This is a genomic window from Enterobacter sp. T1-1 (assembly GCF_000710795.1).
Lineage (GTDB): Bacteria > Pseudomonadota > Gammaproteobacteria > Enterobacterales > Enterobacteriaceae > Enterobacter > Enterobacter cloacae.
Genome location: NZ_JALW01000063.1, coordinates 12,682 through 34,938 on the forward strand (window position 1 = coordinate 12,682; position 22,257 = coordinate 34,938).

At 53.1% G+C, this 22,257-nt stretch carries 22 protein-coding genes; 9 read left to right on the plus strand and 13 right to left on the minus strand.

Annotated elements, in window-relative coordinates; all coding sequences use genetic code 11:
- Window positions 1-63: 63 nt before the first annotated feature.
- The gene (locus AK59_RS0119335; RefSeq protein ID WP_029883567.1) at window positions 64-1,998 is read left to right on the plus strand and encodes an exoribonuclease II; all 1,935 of its coding nucleotides are present in this window, start codon (window positions 64-66) and stop codon (window positions 1,996-1,998) included.
- Between the two features lie 325 nt (window positions 1,999-2,323).
- Window positions 2,324-4,315, plus strand: coding sequence for a cyclic di-GMP phosphodiesterase (gene pdeR, locus AK59_RS0119340; RefSeq protein ID WP_029883568.1), 1,992 nt, complete (start codon window positions 2,324-2,326; stop codon window positions 4,313-4,315).
- Here pdeR and AK59_RS0119345 read toward each other — a convergent pair.
- Complete coding sequence (locus AK59_RS0119345) at window positions 4,312-5,181, minus strand: crotonase/enoyl-CoA hydratase family protein (protein WP_013096380.1); 870 nt, start codon at window positions 5,179-5,181, stop codon at window positions 4,312-4,314. The genes pdeR and AK59_RS0119345 overlap by 4 nt on opposite strands.
- A gap of 193 nt (window positions 5,182-5,374) precedes the next feature.
- Between AK59_RS0119345 and AK59_RS0119350 the strand changes: the two genes are divergently transcribed.
- The 3 genes from AK59_RS0119350 to osmB all read left to right on the plus strand — a co-directional run bounded on the left by AK59_RS0119350 (window position 5,375) and on the right by osmB (window position 6,833).
- Window positions 5,375-5,557 carry a YciZ family protein gene (locus tag AK59_RS0119350; protein ID WP_020690946.1) on the plus strand — a complete coding sequence of 61 codons (183 nt, stop codon included), beginning with the start codon at window positions 5,375-5,377 and terminating at the stop codon, window positions 5,555-5,557.
- A gap of 43 nt (window positions 5,558-5,600) precedes the next feature.
- On the plus strand, window positions 5,601-6,353 hold the full coding sequence (gene yciT, locus AK59_RS0119355) for a DNA-binding transcriptional regulator YciT (RefSeq protein ID WP_029883569.1): 753 nt from the start codon (window positions 5,601-5,603) through the stop codon (window positions 6,351-6,353).
- A 261-nt stretch (window positions 6,354-6,614) separates the two neighbouring features.
- Window positions 6,615-6,833, plus strand: a complete 219-nt coding sequence (osmB, locus tag AK59_RS0119360) for an osmotically-inducible lipoprotein OsmB (protein WP_008501216.1) — start codon at window positions 6,615-6,617, stop codon at window positions 6,831-6,833.
- Between the two features lie 102 nt (window positions 6,834-6,935).
- Here the strand turns inward: osmB and yciH are convergent, their stop codons facing one another.
- From yciH to pgpB, 5 genes are all read right to left on the minus strand, one after another.
- Entirely contained in the window at window positions 6,936-7,262 is a 327-nt protein-coding gene (yciH, locus tag AK59_RS0119365) for a stress response translation initiation inhibitor YciH (RefSeq protein ID WP_013096377.1), read from the minus strand.
- Entirely contained in the window at window positions 7,262-7,999 is a 738-nt protein-coding gene (gene pyrF / locus AK59_RS0119370) for an orotidine-5'-phosphate decarboxylase (RefSeq protein ID WP_029883570.1), read from the minus strand. Before pyrF ends, yciH begins: the two co-directional genes overlap by 1 nt.
- 185 nt (window positions 8,000-8,184) lie before the next feature.
- Window positions 8,185-9,354, minus strand: a complete 1,170-nt coding sequence (gene lapB, locus AK59_RS0119375; protein ID WP_013096375.1) for a lipopolysaccharide assembly protein LapB — start codon at window positions 9,352-9,354, stop codon at window positions 8,185-8,187.
- 6 nt (window positions 9,355-9,360) lie between these two features.
- A complete protein-coding gene (locus AK59_RS0119380; protein WP_013096374.1) occupies window positions 9,361-9,669 on the minus strand; it encodes a LapA family protein in 309 nt (102 codons plus the stop codon).
- A 148-nt stretch (window positions 9,670-9,817) separates the two neighbouring features.
- A complete protein-coding gene (gene pgpB / locus AK59_RS0119385; RefSeq protein ID WP_028027956.1) occupies window positions 9,818-10,585 on the minus strand; it encodes a phosphatidylglycerophosphatase B in 768 nt (255 codons plus the stop codon).
- Between the two features lie 198 nt (window positions 10,586-10,783).
- Between pgpB and ribA the strand changes: the two genes are divergently transcribed.
- Window positions 10,784-11,374, plus strand: coding sequence for a GTP cyclohydrolase II (gene ribA / locus AK59_RS0119390; RefSeq protein ID WP_013096372.1), 591 nt, complete (start codon window positions 10,784-10,786; stop codon window positions 11,372-11,374).
- A 44-nt stretch (window positions 11,375-11,418) separates the two neighbouring features.
- On the opposite strand, the gene acnA is transcribed toward ribA, so the two are convergent.
- The 6 genes from acnA to topA form a co-directional block, all read right to left on the minus strand.
- Window positions 11,419-14,094 carry an aconitate hydratase AcnA gene (gene acnA / locus AK59_RS0119395; protein WP_029883571.1) on the minus strand — a complete coding sequence of 892 codons (2,676 nt, stop codon included), beginning with the start codon at window positions 14,092-14,094 and terminating at the stop codon, window positions 11,419-11,421.
- 165 nt (window positions 14,095-14,259) lie between these two features.
- Window positions 14,260-14,358: a small membrane protein YmiC gene (gene ymiC, locus AK59_RS1000000125325; protein ID WP_044159376.1), complete on the minus strand. Its 99-nt coding sequence runs from the start codon at window positions 14,356-14,358 to the stop codon at window positions 14,260-14,262.
- Window positions 14,359-14,496: 138 nt separating this feature from the next.
- The gene (locus tag AK59_RS1000000125150) at window positions 14,497-14,667 is read right to left on the minus strand and encodes a hypothetical protein (protein WP_023620287.1); all 171 of its coding nucleotides are present in this window, start codon (window positions 14,665-14,667) and stop codon (window positions 14,497-14,499) included.
- Between the two features lie 2 nt (window positions 14,668-14,669).
- Window positions 14,670-14,810, minus strand: a complete 141-nt coding sequence (locus AK59_RS01000000123880; RefSeq protein ID WP_213382645.1) for a YmiA family putative membrane protein — start codon at window positions 14,808-14,810, stop codon at window positions 14,670-14,672.
- 337 nt (window positions 14,811-15,147) lie between these two features.
- Window positions 15,148-16,122, minus strand: coding sequence for an HTH-type transcriptional regulator CysB (cysB, locus tag AK59_RS0119410; RefSeq protein ID WP_006175683.1), 975 nt, complete (start codon window positions 16,120-16,122; stop codon window positions 15,148-15,150).
- A 187-nt stretch (window positions 16,123-16,309) separates the two neighbouring features.
- Window positions 16,310-18,907 (minus strand): type I DNA topoisomerase, encoded by a 2,598-nt coding sequence (gene topA / locus AK59_RS0119415; RefSeq protein ID WP_029883572.1) that lies wholly within the window; start codon window positions 18,905-18,907, stop codon window positions 16,310-16,312.
- Between the two features lie 399 nt (window positions 18,908-19,306).
- Here topA and AK59_RS0119420 point away from each other — a divergent pair, with 399 nt between their 5' ends.
- Window positions 19,307-19,558 carry a YciN family protein gene (locus AK59_RS0119420; RefSeq protein ID WP_003856804.1) on the plus strand — a complete coding sequence of 84 codons (252 nt, stop codon included), beginning with the start codon at window positions 19,307-19,309 and terminating at the stop codon, window positions 19,556-19,558.
- Window positions 19,559-19,592: 34 nt separating this feature from the next.
- On the opposite strand, the gene sohB is transcribed toward AK59_RS0119420, so the two are convergent.
- Window positions 19,593-20,639 carry a protease SohB gene (gene sohB, locus AK59_RS0119425; protein ID WP_029883573.1) on the minus strand — a complete coding sequence of 349 codons (1,047 nt, stop codon included), beginning with the start codon at window positions 20,637-20,639 and terminating at the stop codon, window positions 19,593-19,595.
- A 251-nt stretch (window positions 20,640-20,890) separates the two neighbouring features.
- Here sohB and AK59_RS0119430 point away from each other — a divergent pair, with 251 nt between their 5' ends.
- Both AK59_RS0119430 and cobO read left to right on the plus strand, forming a co-directional pair.
- On the plus strand, window positions 20,891-21,652 hold the full coding sequence (locus AK59_RS0119430; RefSeq protein ID WP_023620279.1) for a YciK family oxidoreductase: 762 nt from the start codon (window positions 20,891-20,893) through the stop codon (window positions 21,650-21,652).
- Window positions 21,649-22,239, plus strand: a complete 591-nt coding sequence (gene cobO / locus AK59_RS0119435; RefSeq protein ID WP_013096364.1) for a cob(I)yrinic acid a,c-diamide adenosyltransferase — start codon at window positions 21,649-21,651, stop codon at window positions 22,237-22,239. The genes AK59_RS0119430 and cobO overlap by 4 nt, the downstream gene beginning before the upstream one ends.
- The last annotated feature ends 18 nt before the right edge of the window (window positions 22,240-22,257 follow it).

Sequence of the window (22,257 nt, forward strand, 5' to 3'; positions counted from 1 at the left end):
TGCTGTGGCAGTGAGAATCGCGTAAAACTGTCAGCCGCTCAATGGCTACGAAAATAGAACATTATGTTTCAGGACAACCCGCTGCTAGCGCAGCTTAAACAGCAACTGCATTCCCAGACGCCGCGTGCAGAAGGGGTCGTAAAAGCCACGGAAAAAGGCTTTGGTTTCCTTGAAGTCGACGCGCAGAAAAGCTACTTCATTCCGCCACCGCAGATGAAGAAAGTGATGCACGGCGACCGCGTCATGGCGGTTATTCATACCGAAAAAGAGCGTGAATCTGCCGAGCCGGAAGAACTGATCGAGCCGTTCCTGACCCGTTTTGTGGGCAAGGTGCAGAGAAAAGACGATCGTCTCTCCATCGTGCCGGATCATCCTCTGCTGAAAGACGCCATCCCCTGCCGTGCCGCTCGCGGCGTTGAGCATGATTTTAAAGAAGGTGACTGGGCCGTTGCGGAAATGCGCCGTCATCCACTGAAAGGCGATCGCGGTTTCTATGCGGAACTGACCCAGTTCATCACGTTCGGTGATGACCATTTTGTACCGTGGTGGGTTACGCTTGCGCGCCATAACCTTGAGAAAGAAGCCCCGAACGGCGTCGCCACCGAGATGCAGGACGAAGGTATTGAGCGTCGCGATCTGACTGCCCTGGAGTTTGTTACTATCGACAGCGCCAGTACGCAAGATATGGATGACGCCTTGTATGCTGAAGAAATTGCTGACGGCAAACTGCTGTTAACCGTTGCCATTGCCGATCCTACCGCCTGGATTGCTGAAGGCAGCAAGCTGGACGATATCGCGAAAATCCGTGCGTTCACCAACTATCTGCCGGGCTTTAACATCCCGATGCTGCCTCGTGAACTCTCCGACGATCTCTGTTCGCTGCGGCCGAACGAAGTGCGTCCGGTGCTCGCCTGCCGCATGACCATTGCTGCGGACGGCACAATTGAAGACGATATCGAATTCTTCGCGGCCACCATTGAATCTAAAGCCAAGCTGGCTTACGACGACGTCTCTGACTGGCTGGAGAACACGGGCAGCTGGGAACCGGCCTCTGAGGCCGTTGCCGCACAGATTCGTCTGCTGCACCGCATCTGTCTGAGCCGCAGCGAGTGGCGTCAAACCCATGCGCTGGTGTTCAAGGATCGTCCGGACTATCGCTTCGTTCTGGGCGAAAAAGGTGAAGTGCTGGATATCGTGGCCGAACCACGACGCATTGCGAACCGCATCGTCGAAGAAGCGATGATTTCCGCCAATATTTGTGCCGCACGTGTGCTGCGCGACAAGCTTGGCTTCGGCATTTATAACGTTCATACCGGGTTTGATCCGGCGAACACCGAAGCGCTGGCCGCCTTACTGAAGAACCATGATGTGCATGTTGACCCGGAAGAAGTGCTAACCTTGCAGGGCTTCTGCAAGCTGCGCCGCGAGCTGGACGCACAGCCTTCTGGTTTCCTCGACAGCCGTATTCGTCGCTTCCAGTCCTTTGCCGAGATCAGCACTGAGCCTGGCCCACACTTCGGCCTCGGTCTTGAAGCCTACGCCACCTGGACATCTCCAATTCGTAAGTATGGCGATATGGTTAACCATCGCCTGCTGAAAGCGATCATTAAGGGCGAATCAATTGCGCGTCCTCAGGATGACACGACCCTGCAGATGGCAGATCGTCGGCGCCTGAACCGCATGGCGGAACGTGACGTAGGTGACTGGCTGTACGCCCGCTTCCTGCAGGACAAAGCCGGCACAGACACTCGCTTCGCTGCAGAAATCATTGATATCAGCCGTGGGGGGATGCGCGTACGTCTGGTGGATAATGGGGCGGTGGCCTTTATCCCTGCGCCGTTCCTGCATACCGTTCGCGATGAACTGGTCTGTAGCCAGGAAAACGGGACTGTGCAAATCAAAGGTGAAACGGTTTACAAGGTCACCGACGTGATTGACGTAACTATCGCCGAAGTCCGCATGGAAACCCGCAGCATCATCGCGCGCCCTGCCGCCTGATAAGCTGTTCAATTGTCGGCCCTTTCCTTGCCGGACGGGCCGACAATTTTTTCTTTTACGCCACGCTGCAAATTCTTCATTTTTTCTTACTATTTTCAGACTTCCCTCGCCCAAATTCGCCAGAATTATCTACAGTAAAAGAGTGCCGTTATATTCGGTTACGTGAATTTTTATTTGCTAAGTATCCTTTTTTACCTGACTCGTTTTATTATAAGAAACCCGGGAAAAAACAATAAGTTCACATCGGTCTGGCCGTGGTCTCACCTCGAAAAAGCCGATTGCAACGGAATAAATTGTGCGCTAACAGGCAGCTGCAGGAGAAAACATGATGGACGATCGGGAGCAGAATTTGCTGTTTCGTTACATGGGAACTCACAGCCCCTGGTGGCGACTGACAGCAGACAGCAATGCTCTGCACCTTTCCACCAGTGAAAATGCCGATGTCACTCAGGTGGTGGCGCTGGACGATGAACAGGCCGAACTTATTCGCCAGTTAACCGTCATTACGTCCAGTATCTCTATGACGCTCTCGTTGTACGGTGAAGATGTTCCTGTTCACCTTGTCGGACGCAAAATAACCCGTAATGAGTGGGCCGGAACTGCCTCTGCGTGGAACGATACGCCTTCCGTAGCCCGGGACCTGGCTCAGGGGCTGTCCTTTGCGGAACAAGTGGTTTCGGAAGCCAACTCCGTTATCGTAATCCTCGATCAGAACGGCAATATTCAGCGGTTTAACCGCCTGAGCGAGGAGTACACCGGCCTGAAAGAACAAGAAGTTATCGGCCAGAACGTGTTTAAGCTGTTTATGAGCCGCAGTGAAGCGGCAGCCTCTAAGCGCAACATCACCGGCTTCTTTCGCAACGGCAGCTCTTACGAAGTCGAGCGCTGGATCAAAACGCGAAAAGGACAACGATTGTTTCTGTTCAGAAACAAATTTGTCCACAGCGGTAGCGGTAAAAATGAAATTTTTCTTATCTGTTCCGGCACAGATATTACGGAGGAGCGCCGCGCCCAGGAGCGCCTGCGGGTGCTGGCCAATACCGACACCATCACCGGGTTGCCGAACCGCAACGCGATCCACGAACTGATTTCAGACGCCATCGACAGCCGCGGTGAGACGCAGGTTGGCGTGGTGTATCTCGATCTCGATAACTTCAAAAAGGTGAACGACGCCTACGGGCACATGTTTGGCGATCAGTTATTACAGGCGGTCGCGCTGGCCATTCTGAGCTGTCTGGAAGAAGGCCAGGTGCTGGCGCGACTCGGCGGCGATGAATTTATTGTCATGGCCACCAATACCTCTCAGGGTTCTCTGGAAGCGATGGCATCACGCATTCTGACCCGTCTGCGCCAGCCGTTCAGAATTGGTTTGATTGAAATTTATACCGGTTGCTCGTTAGGTATCGCCCTCGCCCCGCAGCACGGTAACGATCGGGAAAGCGTCATCCGCAATGCCGATACCGCAATGTACACCGCAAAAGAGAACGGCCGGGGTAAGTTCTGCGTCTTCTCGCCGGAAATGAACCAGCGCGTGTTTGAGTATCTCTGGCTGGATACCAACCTGCGCAAAGCGCTGGATAACGATCAGCTGCTGATCCACTACCAGCCCAAAGTCACCTGGCGCGGTGAAGTCAGAAGCCTTGAAGCGCTGGTGCGCTGGCAATCACCAGAACGCGGGTTAATTCCTCCGCTGGAGTTTATCTCGTATGCTGAGGAGTCAGGGCTGATTGTGCCGCTTGGCCGCTGGGTCATGCTTGATGTGGTTCGCCAGGTGGCGAAATGGCGCGACAAAGGCATTAACCTGCGCGTGGCGGTGAACGTCTCTGCCCGTCAGCTGGCAGATCAAACCATTTTCAGCGACTTGAAACAGGCCCTGAAGGATCTGGATTTTGAATACTGCCCTATCGACGTTGAGTTAACGGAAAGCTGCCTCATTGAAAACGAAGAGCTGGCGCTGTCGGTGATCCAGCAGTTCAGCCAGCTTGGTGCGCAAATCCATCTGGACGATTTTGGTACCGGCTACTCGTCTTTGTCGCAGCTGGCACGCTTCCCCATCGATGCGATAAAACTCGATCAGTCATTTGTCCGGGACATTCATAAACAGTCTATTTCCCAGTCGCTGGTGCGGGCCATCGTCGCGGTGGCACAGGCACTGAATTTGCAGGTCATTGCCGAAGGTGTGGAGAACGCAAAAGAAGACGCCTTTCTGACTAAGAACGGCGTCAACGAACGGCAGGGTTTTCTCTTTGCTAAGCCCATGCCCGCTGCCGCATTCGAGCGATGGCTAAAGCGATATCAGGCGCGTAAACAGCACTAACTGGCTTTGCGCAAACCCGCCGCCTGGTGGCGGTTTTGCAGCATGACCAGACGCTCCATATAAGCGATATCTTTTGGTTCAAGGCAGAACGCGGCGTCAACCCAATCTTCCGTGATATCCATCAGCTCACTGCGAGGCAGCTGCAACACGCGGGTACGGGCGCGTAACATCGCCTTTACGCCGTTCATCTTCGGCCGCAGCGTGTCAATGAACGTTCTGACGGAGACATAACTTTGCCCGGGTTCGAACAGGACATCCACTAACCCATGCTGTTCATACCATTCTGCCGTATGAGACTCCCCTTTGTAGATGAGCTCCTCCGCCAGCTTCATGCCTGAGCGGCGAGCAACCAGCGAGTACCCCCCCATGCCGGGGAAAAGGTTGAAGGCGATCTCAGGGAAGCCTAAGCGGGCATCGCGCTGGGACAGCACAAAGTGGTGCGCCAGCGCGGCTTCGAATCCGCCCCCTAACGCACTGCCTTCGACCATCGCCAGGGTAATAGCCCCCGTATCAAACCCCCGTGACGCCGCATGAACGCAGTCCACGCAGGCACGGGCATAGGCTCTTAACGCTTCGCGGCGTCCGTTTTGGATACATTCGACAAAGAACTGTAAATCACCTCCCGCATTGTACATCTCGGGCACCAGCGAACCGGTAACCCAAAAATCGACCGCAAACCCGGACTGGCGAACAAGCCAGGAGAGGTTCATGATCTCTTCGATTAACGCATGGTTGAAGCAAGGTCGTGGCTGCGCCCGCAACATCATCCAGACTGTGCGGCGCTCCTCCTCATAATACCCGGACAACTGAGTGAAACGTTCAGTATCGGTAAACAGTGTGCAGGTAGCCTGATTGATAACTGTCATAGTCTAATTCCTCATATAAAAAAGCGCCTTGCGCGCAGTTTTAGACTAATCCACTCATTCATCACGCTGCATGCGGGGGAATAAATTTATTACTTTCATTTATGTAATTTAGTTATTGCATTTTTTCCCTTCTCTTTTGAATCCATTTTCTGCATCATTGAAAATATTAACTTTTCGTACCCGGGATGAGATTATGTCTAACATTGATGCGCAGGCCGTAGCCCAACGAATTGATACCGTGCTGGATATACTGGTGGCGGGCGATTATCACTCTGCGATCCGTAACCTTGAGATCCTGAAGTCTGAACTTCTGGCTCAGAATGGCGCCGAAACCGCGTCAGAAAACAGACAGCCAAAAGCCCCGTGGGAAGTTTAACCACGCCCTATCCGCCCTCGTTTCGCTTTATTAAATGGATGCTATGAATTCCCGACAACAAATCATTTTGCAGATGGTCATCGATCAGGGGCGCGTGAGCGTCGTCGATCTCGCTAAAACGACAGGCGTTTCCGAAGTCACCATCCGTCAGGATCTGAATCTACTCGAAAAACAGAGCTACCTGCGTCGTGCGCATGGGTATGCGGTCCCGCTGGACAGCGAGGACGTAGAAACCCGCATGATGAATAACTATGCCCTCAAACGTGAGCTGGCTGAGTTTGCCGCGTCCTTAGTGAACAATGGCGAAACGGTCTTTATTGAGAACGGCAGTAGCAACGCCCTGCTGGCCCGCACCCTGGCCGAGCAAAAAGACATCACCATCATTACCGTCAGTAGCTATATCGCTCACTTGTTGAAGGAGACACGCTGCGAGGTCATCCTGCTGGGCGGTATCTATCAGAAAAAAAGTGAGAGCATGGTCGGCCCGCTGACGCGTCAGTACGTGCAGCAGGTGCATTTCAGCAAGGCCTTCATCGGTATTGACGGCTGGCAGCCAGAAACCGGCTTTACCGGCCGGGATATGATGCGTTCAGACGTTGTGAACGCGGTACTGGAAAAAGAGTGTGAGGCAATCGTGCTGACCGATAGCTCAAAATTTGGCGCGGTCCATCCCTATATGATGGGGCCAATATCCCGGTTCAGCCGCGTAATTACCGATGACAGTCTGAGCGAAGCGCATCGGAATAAACTCCAGGAAGACGGACTTATCGTCGACATTATTAAAAAACCCGCCTGATACCGCGAGCGCCTGAATTTCAGGCGCCTCTTAACCTCTCTCTGAGAGGAATCCTAACCCCCCTTTAAGAGTTTTTACCTGTTTAACTGACCCTGAAGACGTAAAATTAATGTTAGCGATATAACAGGAAGTGACTATCACCTGCGTGATGACGTAACACCTGCGCGACCAGCTTTCACGGAGAACAGAATTTAAGTATTCGTTTAGTCTATACTTAAAGCGTGCATCTTTCCGTGAATCGATAATTCAGGAGAAAGTATTATGACCTTAACCAGCAAAAAATTAGCCGCCGCTGTTCTGGCAATCACTGTAGCAATGTCCCTGAGCGCATGCTCTAACTGGTCTAAACGTGACCGTAACACCGCCATTGGTGCCGGTGCTGGTGCACTGGGTGGTGCAGTATTAACAGACGGTAGTACGCTGGGTACATTAGGTGGTGCTGCTGTTGGTGGTATTATCGGTCACCAGGTCGGCAAATAATTATTATACGCCCTGATGGGCATCGCGATATTTATCGCATTTCAGGTCTGACTTACGCACGTATAAAACAAGAGCCACGGTAAATACCGTGGCTCATTTATTTTAGCCGCCCGCCAGTTTTACTTTCATCCCTTTGGCTTCGAGATGCGATTTAATGACATCGCGTTTATCACCCTGGATTTCGATTATCCCGTCTTTGACGGCACCGCCGCAGCCACATTTCTTTTTCAGTTCAGCCGCCAGTTTCGCCAGTTCTGCATCATCCAGATCGATACCCGTGATAAGGCAAACACCCTTACCTTTACGCCCGCTGGTCTGGCGCTGGATACGGACAATACCGTCGCCTTTCGGGCGCTCTGCTTTCGCTTTCGGTTCATCAATGCGCCCGGTTTCGGTTGAATAGACCAAACGGCTGTTTGAATCGGTCATTACGCCCCCTTTTTCAGTGATGCGTTGATAGCCTTAAGCGTCTCTGCCGGATTAGCAGATTGTGTCACCGGACGGCCGATGACCATGTAATCCACGCCTGCCGCCAGCGCCTGCTCAGGGGTCATAATACGGCGCTGATCGCCAGCCTCGCTACCCGCTGGGCGGATACCCGGCGTGACCAGTTTGAAATTCTGGCCCAGCTCCGTTTTGAAACGCACCGCTTCCTGCGCGGAACAGACTACACCGTCCAGGCCGCAATTCTGCGTCAGCCGCGCAAGACGCTCTGCATGTTCAGCCGGTGACAACGTCACACCGAGGTCACGCAGGTCATTTTCGTCCATGCTGGTCAGCACCGTTACCGCAATCAACAAGGGGGCGTCGCTGCCAAACGGCAGAATCGCTTCACGCGCGGCTGTCATCATTCTCGCCCCACCCGATGCATGCACGTTAACCATCCATACACCCAACTCGGCAGCCGCGGCAACGGCATGCGCCGTGGTGTTTGGAATATCATGGAATTTGAGGTCGAGGAAAACGTCAAAACCGCGCTGTTGCAGATCGCGTACGATTTGCGGTCCAAATAACGTAAACATCTCTTTGCCCACTTTAAGGCGACAGTCGCGAGGGTCAATACCGTCGACAAAAGCCAGAGCAGCGTCACGTTTATTATAATCAAGAGCAACAACAACAGGAGAATCAGTAACTACGCGGGATGTGGAGGAAGTAACAGACGTCATGACCAGCCCTTTTCGTCTATGGGCGCGCAGCGGCGCGGAACAGATAAACGGCGTGCATTCTACCTGCCAGCGCCACAAATTGACAGGATCGTTTTATTCCCTGCCAGGCTGGCAAACCGCACGATGCTGAACGGGATTATAAAAGTGATAAGTATGTTGTAACTAAAGTGAGGTGTTTTAAAAAATTACTGTCCATCGAGACCGCGAATGGGCTTGATGGTTGACCAGGCCCGGCACGAAGGACAGTGCCAGTACAGCGTATACGCGGTAAAACCACACTTCTGACAGCGGTAGCGCGGCTTGCTACGCACCTGTTCGCCCACCATGTCACGCAGCACCATCAGGCTTTCTTTAGCACGCCCTTCTTCTGCGTCGTTCAGGTGGTAATCCATCAGCTTATGGAAAACCCGCATGGTAGGATGACGCTGCAGCTGACGCGTAATATAAACCTGCGCCGTGTCGCTGCCCTCATGCTGCTCCACTACGTCGGAAAGCATCAGCTCCGCAGTGGCTCCGGTGTTCTCTTCCACGCAGCGGCGCAGGAACGCTACCCACTCATCCTGTTTACCCAGCTGTTGATAACAGGTCTGCAGCATTTCAAGGGTTTCACTGACCAGCTCTTTGTCCTGATCAATGACGCGCAGCAGGCTTTCAACGGCTTTGGCATAGTCGCCACTCGCCATAAACACGCGCCCCATCATGATGGAAATACGCGCACTATTGCGGTCTGCGGCGGCCCCTTTTTTCAGCAACGCCATGGCTTTGTCCATGTCGTCGTTCCCCATCTGCTGCAGGGCCAGTTCGCAGTAAAAATGGGCTATCTCGACGCGCTGTTTGTCTTTACCCAACTTAACCAGACGTTCAGCGGTATCAATGGCTTTCTGCCAGTCGCTGGTGGCCTGGTAAATCTGCAGCAGCTGCTGCAGCGCACCTATGCGGAAATCTGTTTCATCCACCAGTTGCGAGAACATGTCTTCCGCACGGTCATACAACCCCGCCGCCATGTAATCGCGGCCCAGCTGTTGTACTGCCAGCAGGCGCTGATCGTAAGTTAACGAGGCGCTTTCCATGAGGGTCTGGTGAATACGAATGGCACGGTCAACCTCGCCGCGCGAGCGGAACAGGTTGCCTAGGGTCAGGTGTGCTTCAACGGTTCCTGTGTCCTCTTTTAACATGTCGAGGAACAGGTCGACCGCTTTATCCTGTTGATTGCTCAGGAGGAAGTTCACCCCTGCAACGTAGTCGCGGGAGAGTCGGTTCGCCTCATCCTGTTTTGTTTGTTGCGCACTTCTGCGGCCCATATACCAGCCATAGGCAGCGGCTACAGGCAAAAGCAGAAACAACAACTCCAGCATATTCGATTATTCCTTGACGACCGGCACACCAGAGCTTTCCGGGATGTCGGACGCAGGCGCAATTTGATGTTCGAGGCGTTTAATTTTACGTTCAGCGCGCGCAAGCGAAACACGTACTTTTAACCAGAACAGACCGCAAACCAGCCAGCCGATGGCGAAACCCGCTGCGAACAAGACCGCCAGCAGGCTCGAAACCCGATACTCGCCCTGCGCCAGCAGATAGTTAAACGTCACCTGTTGATCGTTTTGTGCACCCAATGTGACTGAAATGACAAAAATCGCCAATACCAGTAAGAAAATGAGTAAATATTTCACATTACTTCCCGTTATGTGGTTCAAGCGAATAAAGTGTGTTCAACTTACCGCAATCAGCCTTATAAACTACCATTTTAGCGACGGGCGCGAAACGGAAAAAGTGACGCGCCCGTCATGGATTTATGGGCTAAATGCGCAAAATCAACCTTCAGACGCCACTGTGCTCCCTTTCGGCGATCTCTTCTTTCTCTTCCGGCGGCGGCGTTAACGGACCGCAGAGCCGTTCAGCCAGCCAGGTGGCAAGGGTAACAAGCAGCCATGAAATGAGCGTCGCCACCACTAAATCGCGTGGCCAGTGCATGCCCAGCAGTAGACGGCTCCCCATCACCCCCGTCGCCCAGACCAGTAAAATGGCGATAGTGACAGTACGACGCCGCGGCCATAAAAGGCCGACGGCAAGAAGTGCCCAACTGGCGGCAAACATGGTGTGCCCGGATGGAAACGCAAAGCCGGTCTCTTTTTGCCAGTGTTTACGTAAAAACGTCGGGATATCCTGCTGTTCCGCAAGCTGTTCTTTTACCAGCGCACCGCGATCTTTACGTTTTAAATTGTAGAACTCATTCACCGGAACATGATGCGTTTTTTCCAGCCAGACCACAAATGGCCGCGGCTCCTGCACATGGCCTTTCACCCAGGATTTTACCCCCTGGCCAACAAGAATCGCCCCACCGAGGATAGCAAAGAGCACCAGCGCTGCGCGGAGACGAAAGCGCAGGCACCACAAAAACCAGGCGCAAAGCACTACATGAGTAATGATGCCCCATGGCTGGGTGACCGTCTCTGTTATCCAGTATAACGTTTTCAGCCACAGGGTATTGTGCCCGGGCTGCCACATCCAGCCTGATACCCAAACGGCTAATGGCATAATCAACAATATGGCTGCACCTGCTGCCGTTCGTCTGGCGATTGAAAGCATGTCTTCTCCTTTTTCGCTAAGCGTCACAATCATAACTGAAATTCATCCGACGGGTGGATATGTCGGATCGTGCGTTTAACGTTCGTATAGCATGGCAGCCATTAGGCGAACCTGCTGAGCTTGTGGCAAAATGAACGGATACAGAAAGCAAAAACAGGCGGAAGACACGAAACGTGTCAGCCTACTCTGGAGAATCACATGCAGCTTAAACGTGTGGCAGAAGCCAAACTGCCAACCCCATGGGGCGATTTCCTGATGGTGGGATTTGAAGAACTGGCGACCGGACAGGATCACGTCGCGCTGGTGTACGGCGACATTTCAGGACAAACCCCGGTACTTTCTCGCGTTCATTCGGAGTGTCTGACCGGCGATGCGTTGTTCAGCCTGCGCTGTGATTGCGGTTTCCAGCTGGAGGCAGCGCTCTCTCATATTGCCGAAGAGGGTCGCGGTGTACTGCTTTATCACCGCCAGGAAGGGCGCAATATTGGCCTGCTGAATAAAATCCGCGCCTACGCGCTGCAGGACCAGGGGTACGACACGGTAGAAGCAAACCACCAGCTCGGCTTCGCTGCCGATGAGCGCGATTTCACGCTGTGTGCGGATATGTTTAAGCTGCTGGGCGTGGATGAAGTACGCCTGCTGACTAACAACCCGAAAAAAGTCGAAATTCTGACCGAAGCGGGGATCAATATCGTTGAGCGCGTACCGCTCATTGTGGGACGTAACCCAAAAAACGCGCACTACCTCGACACCAAAGCCGCCAAAATGGGGCATCTGCTGAGCGAGTGATCGCAAAGTGCCCGGCAACGCCCTCGCGTGCCGGGCTGGCTCCATCAGTCCAGCATCTTACGAATCACGTAATGTAGAATGCCGTCGTTCTGGTAATAGGTGAGTTCTGTTGCCGTATCGATACGACACCGGCAGTCGAGCACCTCTGTTTTACCGTCTGCGCGCGTTAATTTCACCGGCACCGTTTTACCCGGCTGCAGATTTTGCAGGCCGCTGATGTCAATCAGCTCTTCCCCGGTGAGTCCCAGCGTTTTACGGGTGACGCCCTGCGGGAATTCGAGTGGCAGGATCCCCATCCCTATCAGGTTTGAACGGTGGATACGTTCAAACGATTCGGCAATCACCACCCGAACCCCAAGCAGACGCGGGCCTTTGGCCGCCCAGTCACGGCTGGAGCCAGAGCCGTACTCTTTCCCGGCGATAACCGCCAGCGGCGTGCCTTCCTGCTGGTATTTGACGGCGGCGTCATAAATTGAGATCACGTCGCTCCCCGGCAAATGTCGCGTCATGCCCCCTTCCACGCCCGGCACCATTTCGTTGCGGATACGGATATTGGCAAACGTGCCGCGCATCATCACTTCATGGTTACCACGACGCGAGCCGTAGGAGTTGAAATCCCGGCGCTCCACACCCCGACTCTGCAGGTAACGGCCTGCTGGACTGTCGGCTTTGATGCTTCCCGCCGGCGAAATGTGGTCCGTGGTGACGGAGTCTCCCAGCATCGCCAGAATGCGCGCGCCGTGGATATCCTGAAGCGGTGCAGGTTCAGCCAGCATCTCATCGAAGAACGGCGACAGGCGGATATAGGTCGAATCATCCTGCCAGTCATAGGTATCTGAACCCACGACGTCGATGGCCTTCCATTCCGGCGTACCTTCAAACACCTCCGCATACTCTTTGCGGAACATTTCGGTAGAAACTTTCTCTACGGCCAATGCAATTTCCCGGGCAGATGGCCAGATATCCTTCAGATAGACCGGATCATTCTTGCGATCGTGGCCAATCGGATCGGTGACCAGGTTGATATTCATATTCCCGGCCAGAGCGTATGCCACAACCAGCGGTGGAGACGCCAGCCAGTTGGTCTTGACCAGCGGATGAATACGGCCTTCAAAGTTTCGGTTACCGGAGAGAACGGCCCCGACGGTGAGATCGCCCTGCTTGATCGCCATCTCAATCGGTTCAGGTAACGGACCCGAGTTCCCGATACAGGTGGTGCAACCATACCCCACCAGGTTAAAGCCCAGCTCATCCAGATACGGCGTTAATCTGGCCTGTGCAAGGTAATCTGAAACCACTTTGGAGCCCGGTGCCAGAGAGGCTTTTACCCACGGCTGGGGCTTAAGCCCCAGCTCTACCGCTTTCTTCGCCAGCAGACCGGCTGCCATCAGCACGCTGGGGTTCGACGTATTTGTACAGGAGGTTATGGCTGCAATGACAACCGCACCATCCGGAAGCTGATAATGATGTCCGTTCAGGACATAGTCGATTGGGCGGTGGTCTTTTTTCGCCGTGTTAACTTCCAGTTCATTACTGGCGGCAAAGGCTTTCGGTACGTCACTCAACGCCACCCGATCCTGCGGGCGTTTTGGCCCCGCCAGGCTCGCCTCGACGGTTCCCATATCCAGTTCAAGTGTGCTGGTAAATACCGGTTCATCGCCCGGGTTACGCCACATCCCCTGCGCTTTGGTATACGCTTCAACCAGCGCCACCTGCTCTTCGCTGCGGCCACTCAGGCGCATATATTCCAGCGTGACAGTATCGATGGGGAAAAAGCCGCAGGTTGCGCCATACTCCGGCGCCATGTTGGCGATGGTGGCACGGTCGGCAAGCGGTAATGAATCCAGCCCGTCACCGTAGAATTCGACAAATTTACCCACCACACCATGCTTACGTAGCATCTGCGTGACGGTAAGTACCAGGTCGGTGGCGGTAATGCCTTCCGACAGTTTGCCGGTAAGCTTAAAGCCCACCACATCAGGGATCAGCATCGATACCGGCTGGCCAAGCATGGCCGCTTCTGCTTCGATCCCGCCAACGCCCCAGCCCAGAACGCCCAGGCCGTTAATCATGGTGGTGTGCGAATCGGTGCCCACCAGAGTATCCGGATAGGCCACCCACTCTTTATCCTGCAATTCACTCCAGACCGCTTTGCCCAGGTATTCAAGATTCACCTGGTGGCAGATACCCGTACCGGGCGGAACGACGCTAAAGCGGCTAAAGGCCTGCTGCCCCCACTTCAGAAAGACGTAACGTTCGTGGTTACGCTCCATTTCCAGACGTACGTTTTCGCCAAAGGCATCGTCGTCACCAAAGTGGTCCACGGTGACAGAGTGGTCGATAACGAGATCAACGGGAGAGAGCGGATTTACTTTAGCGGTATCGCCGCCAAGGCGCTTCACCGCTTCGCGCATTGCCGCAAGGTCAACCACAGCAGGTACCCCGGTAAAGTCCTGCATCAGGACCCTTGCCGGTCGATAGGCAATTTCTCTGTCAGCATGGGCATGCTTAAGCCACCCTGCCAGCGCCTGGATATCTTCAAGGGTGACGGAATCACCATCCTGCCAGCGTAAGAGGTTTTCCAGTAAAACTTTCAAGGACTTGGGTAAACGCGAAATGTCCCCAAGCGTCCTGGCTGCCAGCGGCAGGCTGTAGTAGTGCCAGGTTTTATTTTCTGCCTGTAATGTGTCCTTACTGGCTTCGCGTAGGGTTACCGACATAAGCTCCTCCTTAATTACAGAGATGTCCTGACAATCATCAGGGCTGTAATTAAAGATAACACAAAGATGTCGTAACGTTTTGATAACAACCCGAAATGATAAATCCAGGAATGTTCCAGTGCGGGGGAGAAAACAAAAAACCCCGCCGTAGCGAGGTTTTACGATTTAGTGGAGGGCCAGCCAGATAAGCTGTGACCAGAACAGAATCGACGCGGAAAAAACGCCGAGCCATGACCAGTATTTCATAGACATCATGTTATTCATCATAGGGACACCAGGCATTATTTATTAAAGGTTCCGAGGTCTGCCCTCAGTTCAATATTGCTGATGTGTATTTATTAAAGAGTACAAATGCATTGAGCCTTTATTCAGACTATTTGCATCATTACGCAATTAAGTAAATTATTGTTTTTTGGGTTCGTCTTCTGCGAACACATCAATAAACGCTTGCTGTTGCGGCGTCAGTTTCCAGGACGCGGGAACGGCAGTGGCAGGTGCTTTGCGCACTTTGTGGCCCCTGTCACGAAGCTGACACATCTGTTTAACTGTTTCTGTACGTACCGTCACTGCCATATTCAACCCCAATAGTTCCAGGCCAGGAAAGCAACCACCACCCAAAACAAGGCGGAGACGAGAAAGACCGCCAGCCAGGCTTTACGCTTGAGCGCAGGATCCCTTTGCGGTTCTTCACTTCCTGAAGGCATTGCTAACCTCATACAATCGATATCGCTTATCATTTAGAGACCAAACAATTGGTACAATTAATCATCTGTTGAGATAAATCCTAAAGAAACTTTAGCCGAAAAGCCAGTGAATTTACGTATCTATTGATGGGAAATATTCATTCTTTTGACCAGAAATAAATATTTGAAAGGAAATATTTGCGAAGGCAAAAATTAGTTCTACTTTTGTCGCCAATTCACGACATTATAACCACGCTAAATAAATGGTTAATGACATTATACGGCAGTTAAGTGCAGATGATGATAATTCTAATTTAGCTTTGAGAGGTTATTTCGGTATCTTTCCTGGGCGGAAAGATACCGGGAGTGATTATTTTGCCGGAAGTTTGATGTCTTTAAACATCTCTTCGATATCTTCATTTGAACGTAATGCTACGGCCGTATCGACCACGTCGCGCGTTAAATGTGGGGCAAAGCGCTGAATGAAATCATACATATAGCTACGCAGGAAGGTACTGCGACGGAAACCAATCTTAGTGGTGCTATGGCTGAAAATATCATGCGCATCAAGACGCACGAGGTCAGGGTCAGATACGGGATCAACCGCCATGCTGGCAATCACGCCCACCCCCAGTCCAAGCCGCACGTAGGTCTTAATCACGTCAGCATCGGTTGCGGTGAAGACGATACGCGGCGTTAATCCTGCACGATTGAATGCAGTATCAAGCTCGGAGCGCCCGGTGAAGCCGAAGGTATACGTCACTAAGGGATATTGCGCCAGCTCTTCAATAGTGACCGACCCTTTACCGGCTAACGGGTGATCGGGCGTGACGACAATAGAACGGTTCCAGTGATAACACGGCAGCATAACCAGATCGTCATACAGATGCAGCGCTTCGGTTGCGATAGCAAAGTCCGCATTACCCTTCGAAACCGCCTCAGCGATTTGCGTCGGCGAGCCCTGATGCATATGGAGAGAAACACGTGGATAGCGCTCAATAAAGCCCTTAATAACGCCCGGCAGCGCATAGCGTGCCTGGGTATGGGTGGTGGCAATATACAGCGACCCTTTATCCGGCCAGGTATGCTCACCCGCCACCGATTTAATGGCGTCGACTTTAGAGAGGACCTCCCGCGCGATGCGGATAATCTCCTGCCCTGCTGGCGTCACCTGGGTGAGGTGTTTACCGCTACGAGCAAAAATCTGAATACCTAACTCATCTTCCAGCATGCGGACCTGCTTGCTGATACCCGGCTGAGAGGTATATAGCCCCTCAGCGGTAGAAGAGACGTTAAGGTTGTGGTTTACCACCTCAACAATATAACGAAGCTGCTGTAATTTCATGCCAGACCATCCGATTTAGCGCATGCGGTCAATCGCTTAAGACGATTTGATAATAAGAAAAGGGTTAACTATAACCACTATATCATTTATAGCCTGACTGTATAGTACGGAACAAAAAATAATAACAAGGTAATAAAAAAGGGCCGGAAGTCCGGCCCTTTTACAGGTAAGTTACGGTAAGGAAAGATTATTTCTTGCCTTCAACCCATTTGCCATCAACAAAAAATGCTGACCAGCCGGTCGCCTTGCCGTCTTTCTCTGCCGCAACATACTGCTGCTTCGTTTTACGGCTAAAACGCACAACGGTTTTATTGCCTTCCGGATCCTGCTGTGGCGCATCGGCCAGGTAGCGCAGTTTCTCAGGCAGGCGGTCGCGGAAACGATACAACTCTTCCACCAGTGGCGCGCGGGTTTCGCGCGATTTAGGGAAGGTGTTTGCCGCAAGGAACACGCCGGCAGCACCATCACGCAGCACGAAGTAAGCGTCGGACTTCTCGCACGGCAACTCTGGCAGCGGAACCGGATCTTCCTTCGGCGGCGCGACTTCACCGTTACGCAGGATTTTACGCGTGTTCTTACACTCGTCGTTGGTGCATGCCATGTATTTACCGAAGCGCCCCATTTTCAGGTGCATCTCAGAACCACACTTCTCACACTCAACGATAGGACCGTCGTAACCTTTAATGCGGAACTCACCCTCTTCGATCTCATATCCATCGCAGGTCGGGTTATTACCGCAGACGTGCAATTTACGTTTTGGATCGATGAGGTAGCTGTCCATCGCGGTGCCGCATTTCTTACAGCGACGTTTTGCACGCAGGGCGTTGGTTTCCGCATCATCACCTTCCAGCACGTTGAGCACTTCGTTCTCAGGTACCAGGTTAATGGTGGTTTTGCAGCGTTCTTTCGGCGGCAGCGCGTAGCCAGAACAGCCGAGGAAAACGCCGGTGGTGGCAGTACGGATCCCCATTTTACGGCCGCAGGTTGGGCAGTCGATGCTGGTCAGGACCATCTGATTCGGCAGCATGCCGCCCTCTTCAGGATCTTTTTCCGCTTTTTCAAGCTGGTTGGTAAAGTCGCTGAAGAAGCTATCGAGAACCTTTTTCCACTCGGCCTGATGGCTGGCAACCTGATCGAGGCTGTCTTCCATTTGCGCGGTGAAGTCGTAGTTCATCAGTTCGCGGAAGTTGGCTTCCAGGCGGTCAGTGACGATCTCACCCATTTTTTCCGCATAGAAACGACGGTTTTCAACACGCACGTAACCGCGGTCCTGAATGGTCGAAATAATCGACGCATAGGTGGATGGACGGCCAATACCGCGTTTTTCCAGCTCTTTAACCAGAGACGCTTCGCTGAAACGCGCTGGCGGCTTGGTGAAGTGTTGGGCAGGCACGAGATCAACCAGAGAGAGCACATCCCCTTTGTTTACCGCAGGCAGGGTTCTGTCTTCATCACCCTTACGCAGCGCAGGCATCACTTTAGTCCAGCCATCGAAGCGCAGGATACGGCCACGCGCTTTCAGGCGGAAATCACCCGCGCCAACGGTCAGCGTGGTGGAGTCATACTGTGCTGGTGTCATCTGACACGCCACGAACTGACGCCAGATAAGCTGATACAGCTTCTGGGCATCGGCTTCCATATCTTTCAGCGATTCGGCTAATACGGAGACGTCAGAAGGACGAATGGCTTCGTGCGCTTCCTGTGAGTTCTCCTTGCTGGCGTACTGGTTTTCACTCGCTGGCAGGTATTTCTTACCGAAGTTGTCACTGATGTAACCGCGCACCATGTTGACGGCATCCTGGCTCAGGTTTGTCGAGTCAGTACGCATATAGGTGATATAACCCGCTTCATACAGACGCTGGGCCATCATCATGGTTTTCTTCACGCCATAACCCAGGCGCGTGCTCGCAGCCTGTTGCAGCGTAGACGTAATAAACGGTGCGCCAGGTTTGCTGCTGGTCGGTTTGTCTTCACGCTCCAGAACCTGGTAGCGCGCTTTTTCCAGCAGCGCCACGGCAGCCATGGTCTGTTCACGATTTTCAGGACGGAACGGTTTGTCATTCTGATGACTCACCTGCAGCGGCAGCGCATCTCCACCCGGCGTGGTGACATTGGCATCCACTTCCCAGAACTCTTCCGGGACGAAGGCTTTGATCTCACGCTCACGTTCAACAACCAGACGCACAGCAACGGACTGCACACGCCCTGCGGACAGACCGCGGGCAATCTTTTTCCACAGCAGTGGAGAGACCATGTAACCCACGACACGGTCCATAAAACGGCGTGCCTGCTGCGCGTTTACGCGGTCGATGTTCAGTTCACCCGGCTTCTCAAACGCCTGGCGAATCGCATTCTTCGTAATTTCGTTAAACACTACACGGCTGTAGCGTTTGTCGTCACCCCCGATCACTTCCCGCAGGTGCCAGGCAATGGCTTCCCCTTCGCGGTCAAGGTCGGTTGCGAGATAAATGTGGTCTGCTTTTTCAGCAAGCTGTTTCAGCTCGTTAACGACTTTTTCTTTGCCGGGCAGCACTTCATAGTGTGCATCCCAGTTATGCCATGGGTTAACACCCATACGGTTGACAAGCGCGCTACGTTCATCCTTTTTAGGCTTTTTAGCCCCTTTGGTGGAGGTAGAGTCTGCGCTCTTTTTGCTGGCTGAGCCACTGGTCGGCAAATCGCGGATGTGACCGACGCTGGACTTAACCACGTAGTCATTACCCAGATACTTATTGATCGTTTTGGCTTTTGCCGGGGACTCAACGATGACGAGAGCTTTACCCATATTCACCTTTACCTAATTTAATTCTTCCAGGAATACGCCGCATGTTGATTTCCCTTCCACTGACGACGAGCCATTGATATTGCGACTGCGTCAGGGGATATCAACCCCTTTGTCTTACTGAACGTCAAAGCGTTAACGCCCAGGTGATTGAGTTATCGGGTATTTTTCTCACATCGGATGTAATTCGTGACGAATTCCCGGTCGAATGTCAAGCAATTCTGTTGCCAGAATGACGAAAGCGCACACTCTACCTGATAAAATTCGTTACGCAACTTTATTAGCATGCAAAAGCAAATCCTGCCAGCCAGGTCACGGCACCTTACCCCCTCACATTACAGGGAAAATTTGCCCCCAAAGCGCCCCCGGCGTAGACTATTGTCACTGTTTAAGGAGTGGATTATGCAGAATACAACCCAACCCATTGATCGAGCCTCTCTGCTTATCGAAGCAAATAAGCTGATTCGTGACCATGAAGACACCCTGGCCGGCATTGAAGCGACCGGCGTGGAACAACGTAACGGCGTGCTGGTATTCAGCGGCGAATACTTCCTTGACGAACAAGGGTTACCCACCCCGAAAAGCACCGCCGTGTTCAATATGTTTAAATACCTGGCGCACACGCTTTCAGAGAAATATCACCTGGTCGATTAACGCAAAACGCGAGGCACTGGCCTCGCGTTTTTGTTTACAGCAGCGGTTTTTGTCCGCGTTGCAACCAGCGGAGTAGCAGGCGATCCGCGCTTTCGGCCGCGCTGTTCGTAAAGCGGTCAAGCAGTCGCTTACGCTGAGTAAAGCGCACGCCAACCAGTTCGCGCCCTTCCATCAGATTCAACAGCAGGTCGTCACTGGTGCCCACTTCATCCACCAGCCCTTTTTCCAGCGCCTGCGTACCGTACCAGTGCTCCCCTGTTGCCACCTGATCAATATCAAGCGCCGGGCGCATACGGTGCACAAAGTCTTTAAAGAGGTGATGGGTTTCATTGAGATCTTCACGGAATTTCTGACGTCCTTCTTCCGTGTTCTCCCCCAGCAGCGTCAGGGTACGTTTGTACTGACCCGCCGTGTGCAATTCAATGTCGATCTCTTTGCTTTTCAGGAAGCGGTTAAAGTTCGGGATTTGCGCAACCACCCCGATGGAGCCAATAATAGAAAACGGCGCCGCAACAATTTTATCCGCCACGCAGGCCATCATATAGCCACCGCTCGCCGCGACTTTATCCACGGCAACCGTCAGCGGGATCTGTTTTTCACGCAGACGCTGTAGCTGCGAAGCCGCCAGCCCATAACCATGAACGACCCCACCCGGACTCTCAAGACGGACAACCACCTGATCCTGCGGTTTAGCCACGGCAAGCACGGCGGTGACTTCTTCACGCAGGGAAGAGACTTCATGGGCATCCATGCTGCCTTTAAAATCGAGCACATAGACACGCGGGGTTGACGTTTCCTCCGGCGCGTTAAGCTTCGCTTTGGCTTTTGCCGCTTTGGCGTCCTGCTTATGCTTTTTCTTCTGCGCTTTGTGCCACAGTTTCTGTTGATGGCTGTCAAGCAGGGCCAGCGACATCTCTTCCTGCATCTCTTTATACTGCTCGCTCAGGCGGGTAATGCGTAACTCACCACGCTGACGTTTGCGCTGCGTCAGGTTAACAATCAGAACGGCCACTACCGCAATGGCAATCACCACCGTCGCGATCTTTGCCAAAAACAACCCATATTGAGAAAGTAATTCCACGCGTTCCACCTTGATTTAACCACGAATCTTTCACGGCAGTGTACAACAGCCCTGCCCATGCGTCTCGCTCGTGACATTACCTCTGCGAGCCGTCTTCAGGAATCCCCCGATTCTGGTTTAAATATTTGCAAATTGTTAATTTTACAGCGATGCGTCCTGTAGACTGATTGAATTCTCATGCTAATTCGGGCATAAAGCCGAAAAGTCACACAATAAGGCGTCTTTGCATCACTGTGCGCCGAGGAGTCACCGTGCATTATCAACCGCAAAAAAATCTGCTGCAGAACCGCATCATTCTGGTCACTGGTGCCAGCGATGGCATTGGCCGCGAAGCGGCACTGACCTACGCTGACTATGGCGCGAGCGTAATTCTCATTGGCCGTAACGAAGAAAAACTCAAAGGAGTGGCTCAGGAGATTGACGCCGCCGGTGGCATTCCTGCCCGCTGGTACACGCTGGATCTGCTCACCTGTACCCCTGAAACGTGCCAGGAGCTTGCCCACCGCATCAGCACCCACTACCCACGGCTGGATGGCGTACTGCACAATGCCGGCTTGCTTGGGGAGGTTCGCCCGATGGATGAACAGGATCCTGAGATCTGGCAGCAGGTCATGCAGGTCAATATCAACGGCACCTTTTTCCTGACCCAGGCACTGCTTCCTTTATTACTCAAATCTGATTCCGGTTCGCTGGTGTTCACCTCCTCCAGCGTAGGGCGCGAAGGCCGCGCAAACTGGGGAGCGTATGCGGTCTCAAAATTCGCGACCGAAGGGATGATGCAGGTGCTGGCGGAGGAGTATCAGAGCCGTCATCTGCGCGTGAACTGCATTAACCCAGGCGGAACGCGCACCAAAATGCGCGCCAGCGCCTTCCCGACGGAAGATCCACAGAAGCTTAAAACCCCGGCAGATATTATGCCGCTCTATCTCTGGCTGATGGGCGATGACAGCCGCCGTAAAACAGGGATGACCTTTGATGCCCAGCCAGGCCGTAAACCCGGGATTTCGCAATGAGTGAAGAACGTCACCAGCAACGTCAGCAGCGCCTGAAAGAACAGGTTGATGCCCGTGTCGCCGCTGCGCAGGATGAACGCGGGATCATCATCGTGTTTACCGGCAACGGCAAAGGCAAAACCACCGCTGCCTTTGGTACCGCCACGCGCGCCGTTGGTCATGGGCAGAAAGTGGGGGTCATTCAGTTTATTAAAGGGGAATGGCCCAACGGTGAACGTAACTTACTTGAGCCGCATGGGGTTGAATTCCAGGTGATGGCGACAGGCTTTACGTGGGATACCCAAAACCGGGAAACCGACACCGCGGCCTGCCTCGCGGTCTGGGAGCATGCAAAACGAATGCTGGCAGACCCGGCCCTGAACATGGTGTTACTGGATGAGATCACCTACATGGTCGCCTACGACTATCTGCCACTGGACGCCGTACTGGAGGCACTCAGGAATCGCCCGGCACATCAGACGGTGATCGTCACAGGCCGCGGCTGTCATCGGGATATTCTGGAATTAGCGGATACCGTCAGCGAATTGCGTCCGGTTAAACATGCTTTTGATGCCGGTATCAAAGCGCAAATCGGCATTGATTACTGATAAAAAAGCCCGGTGATA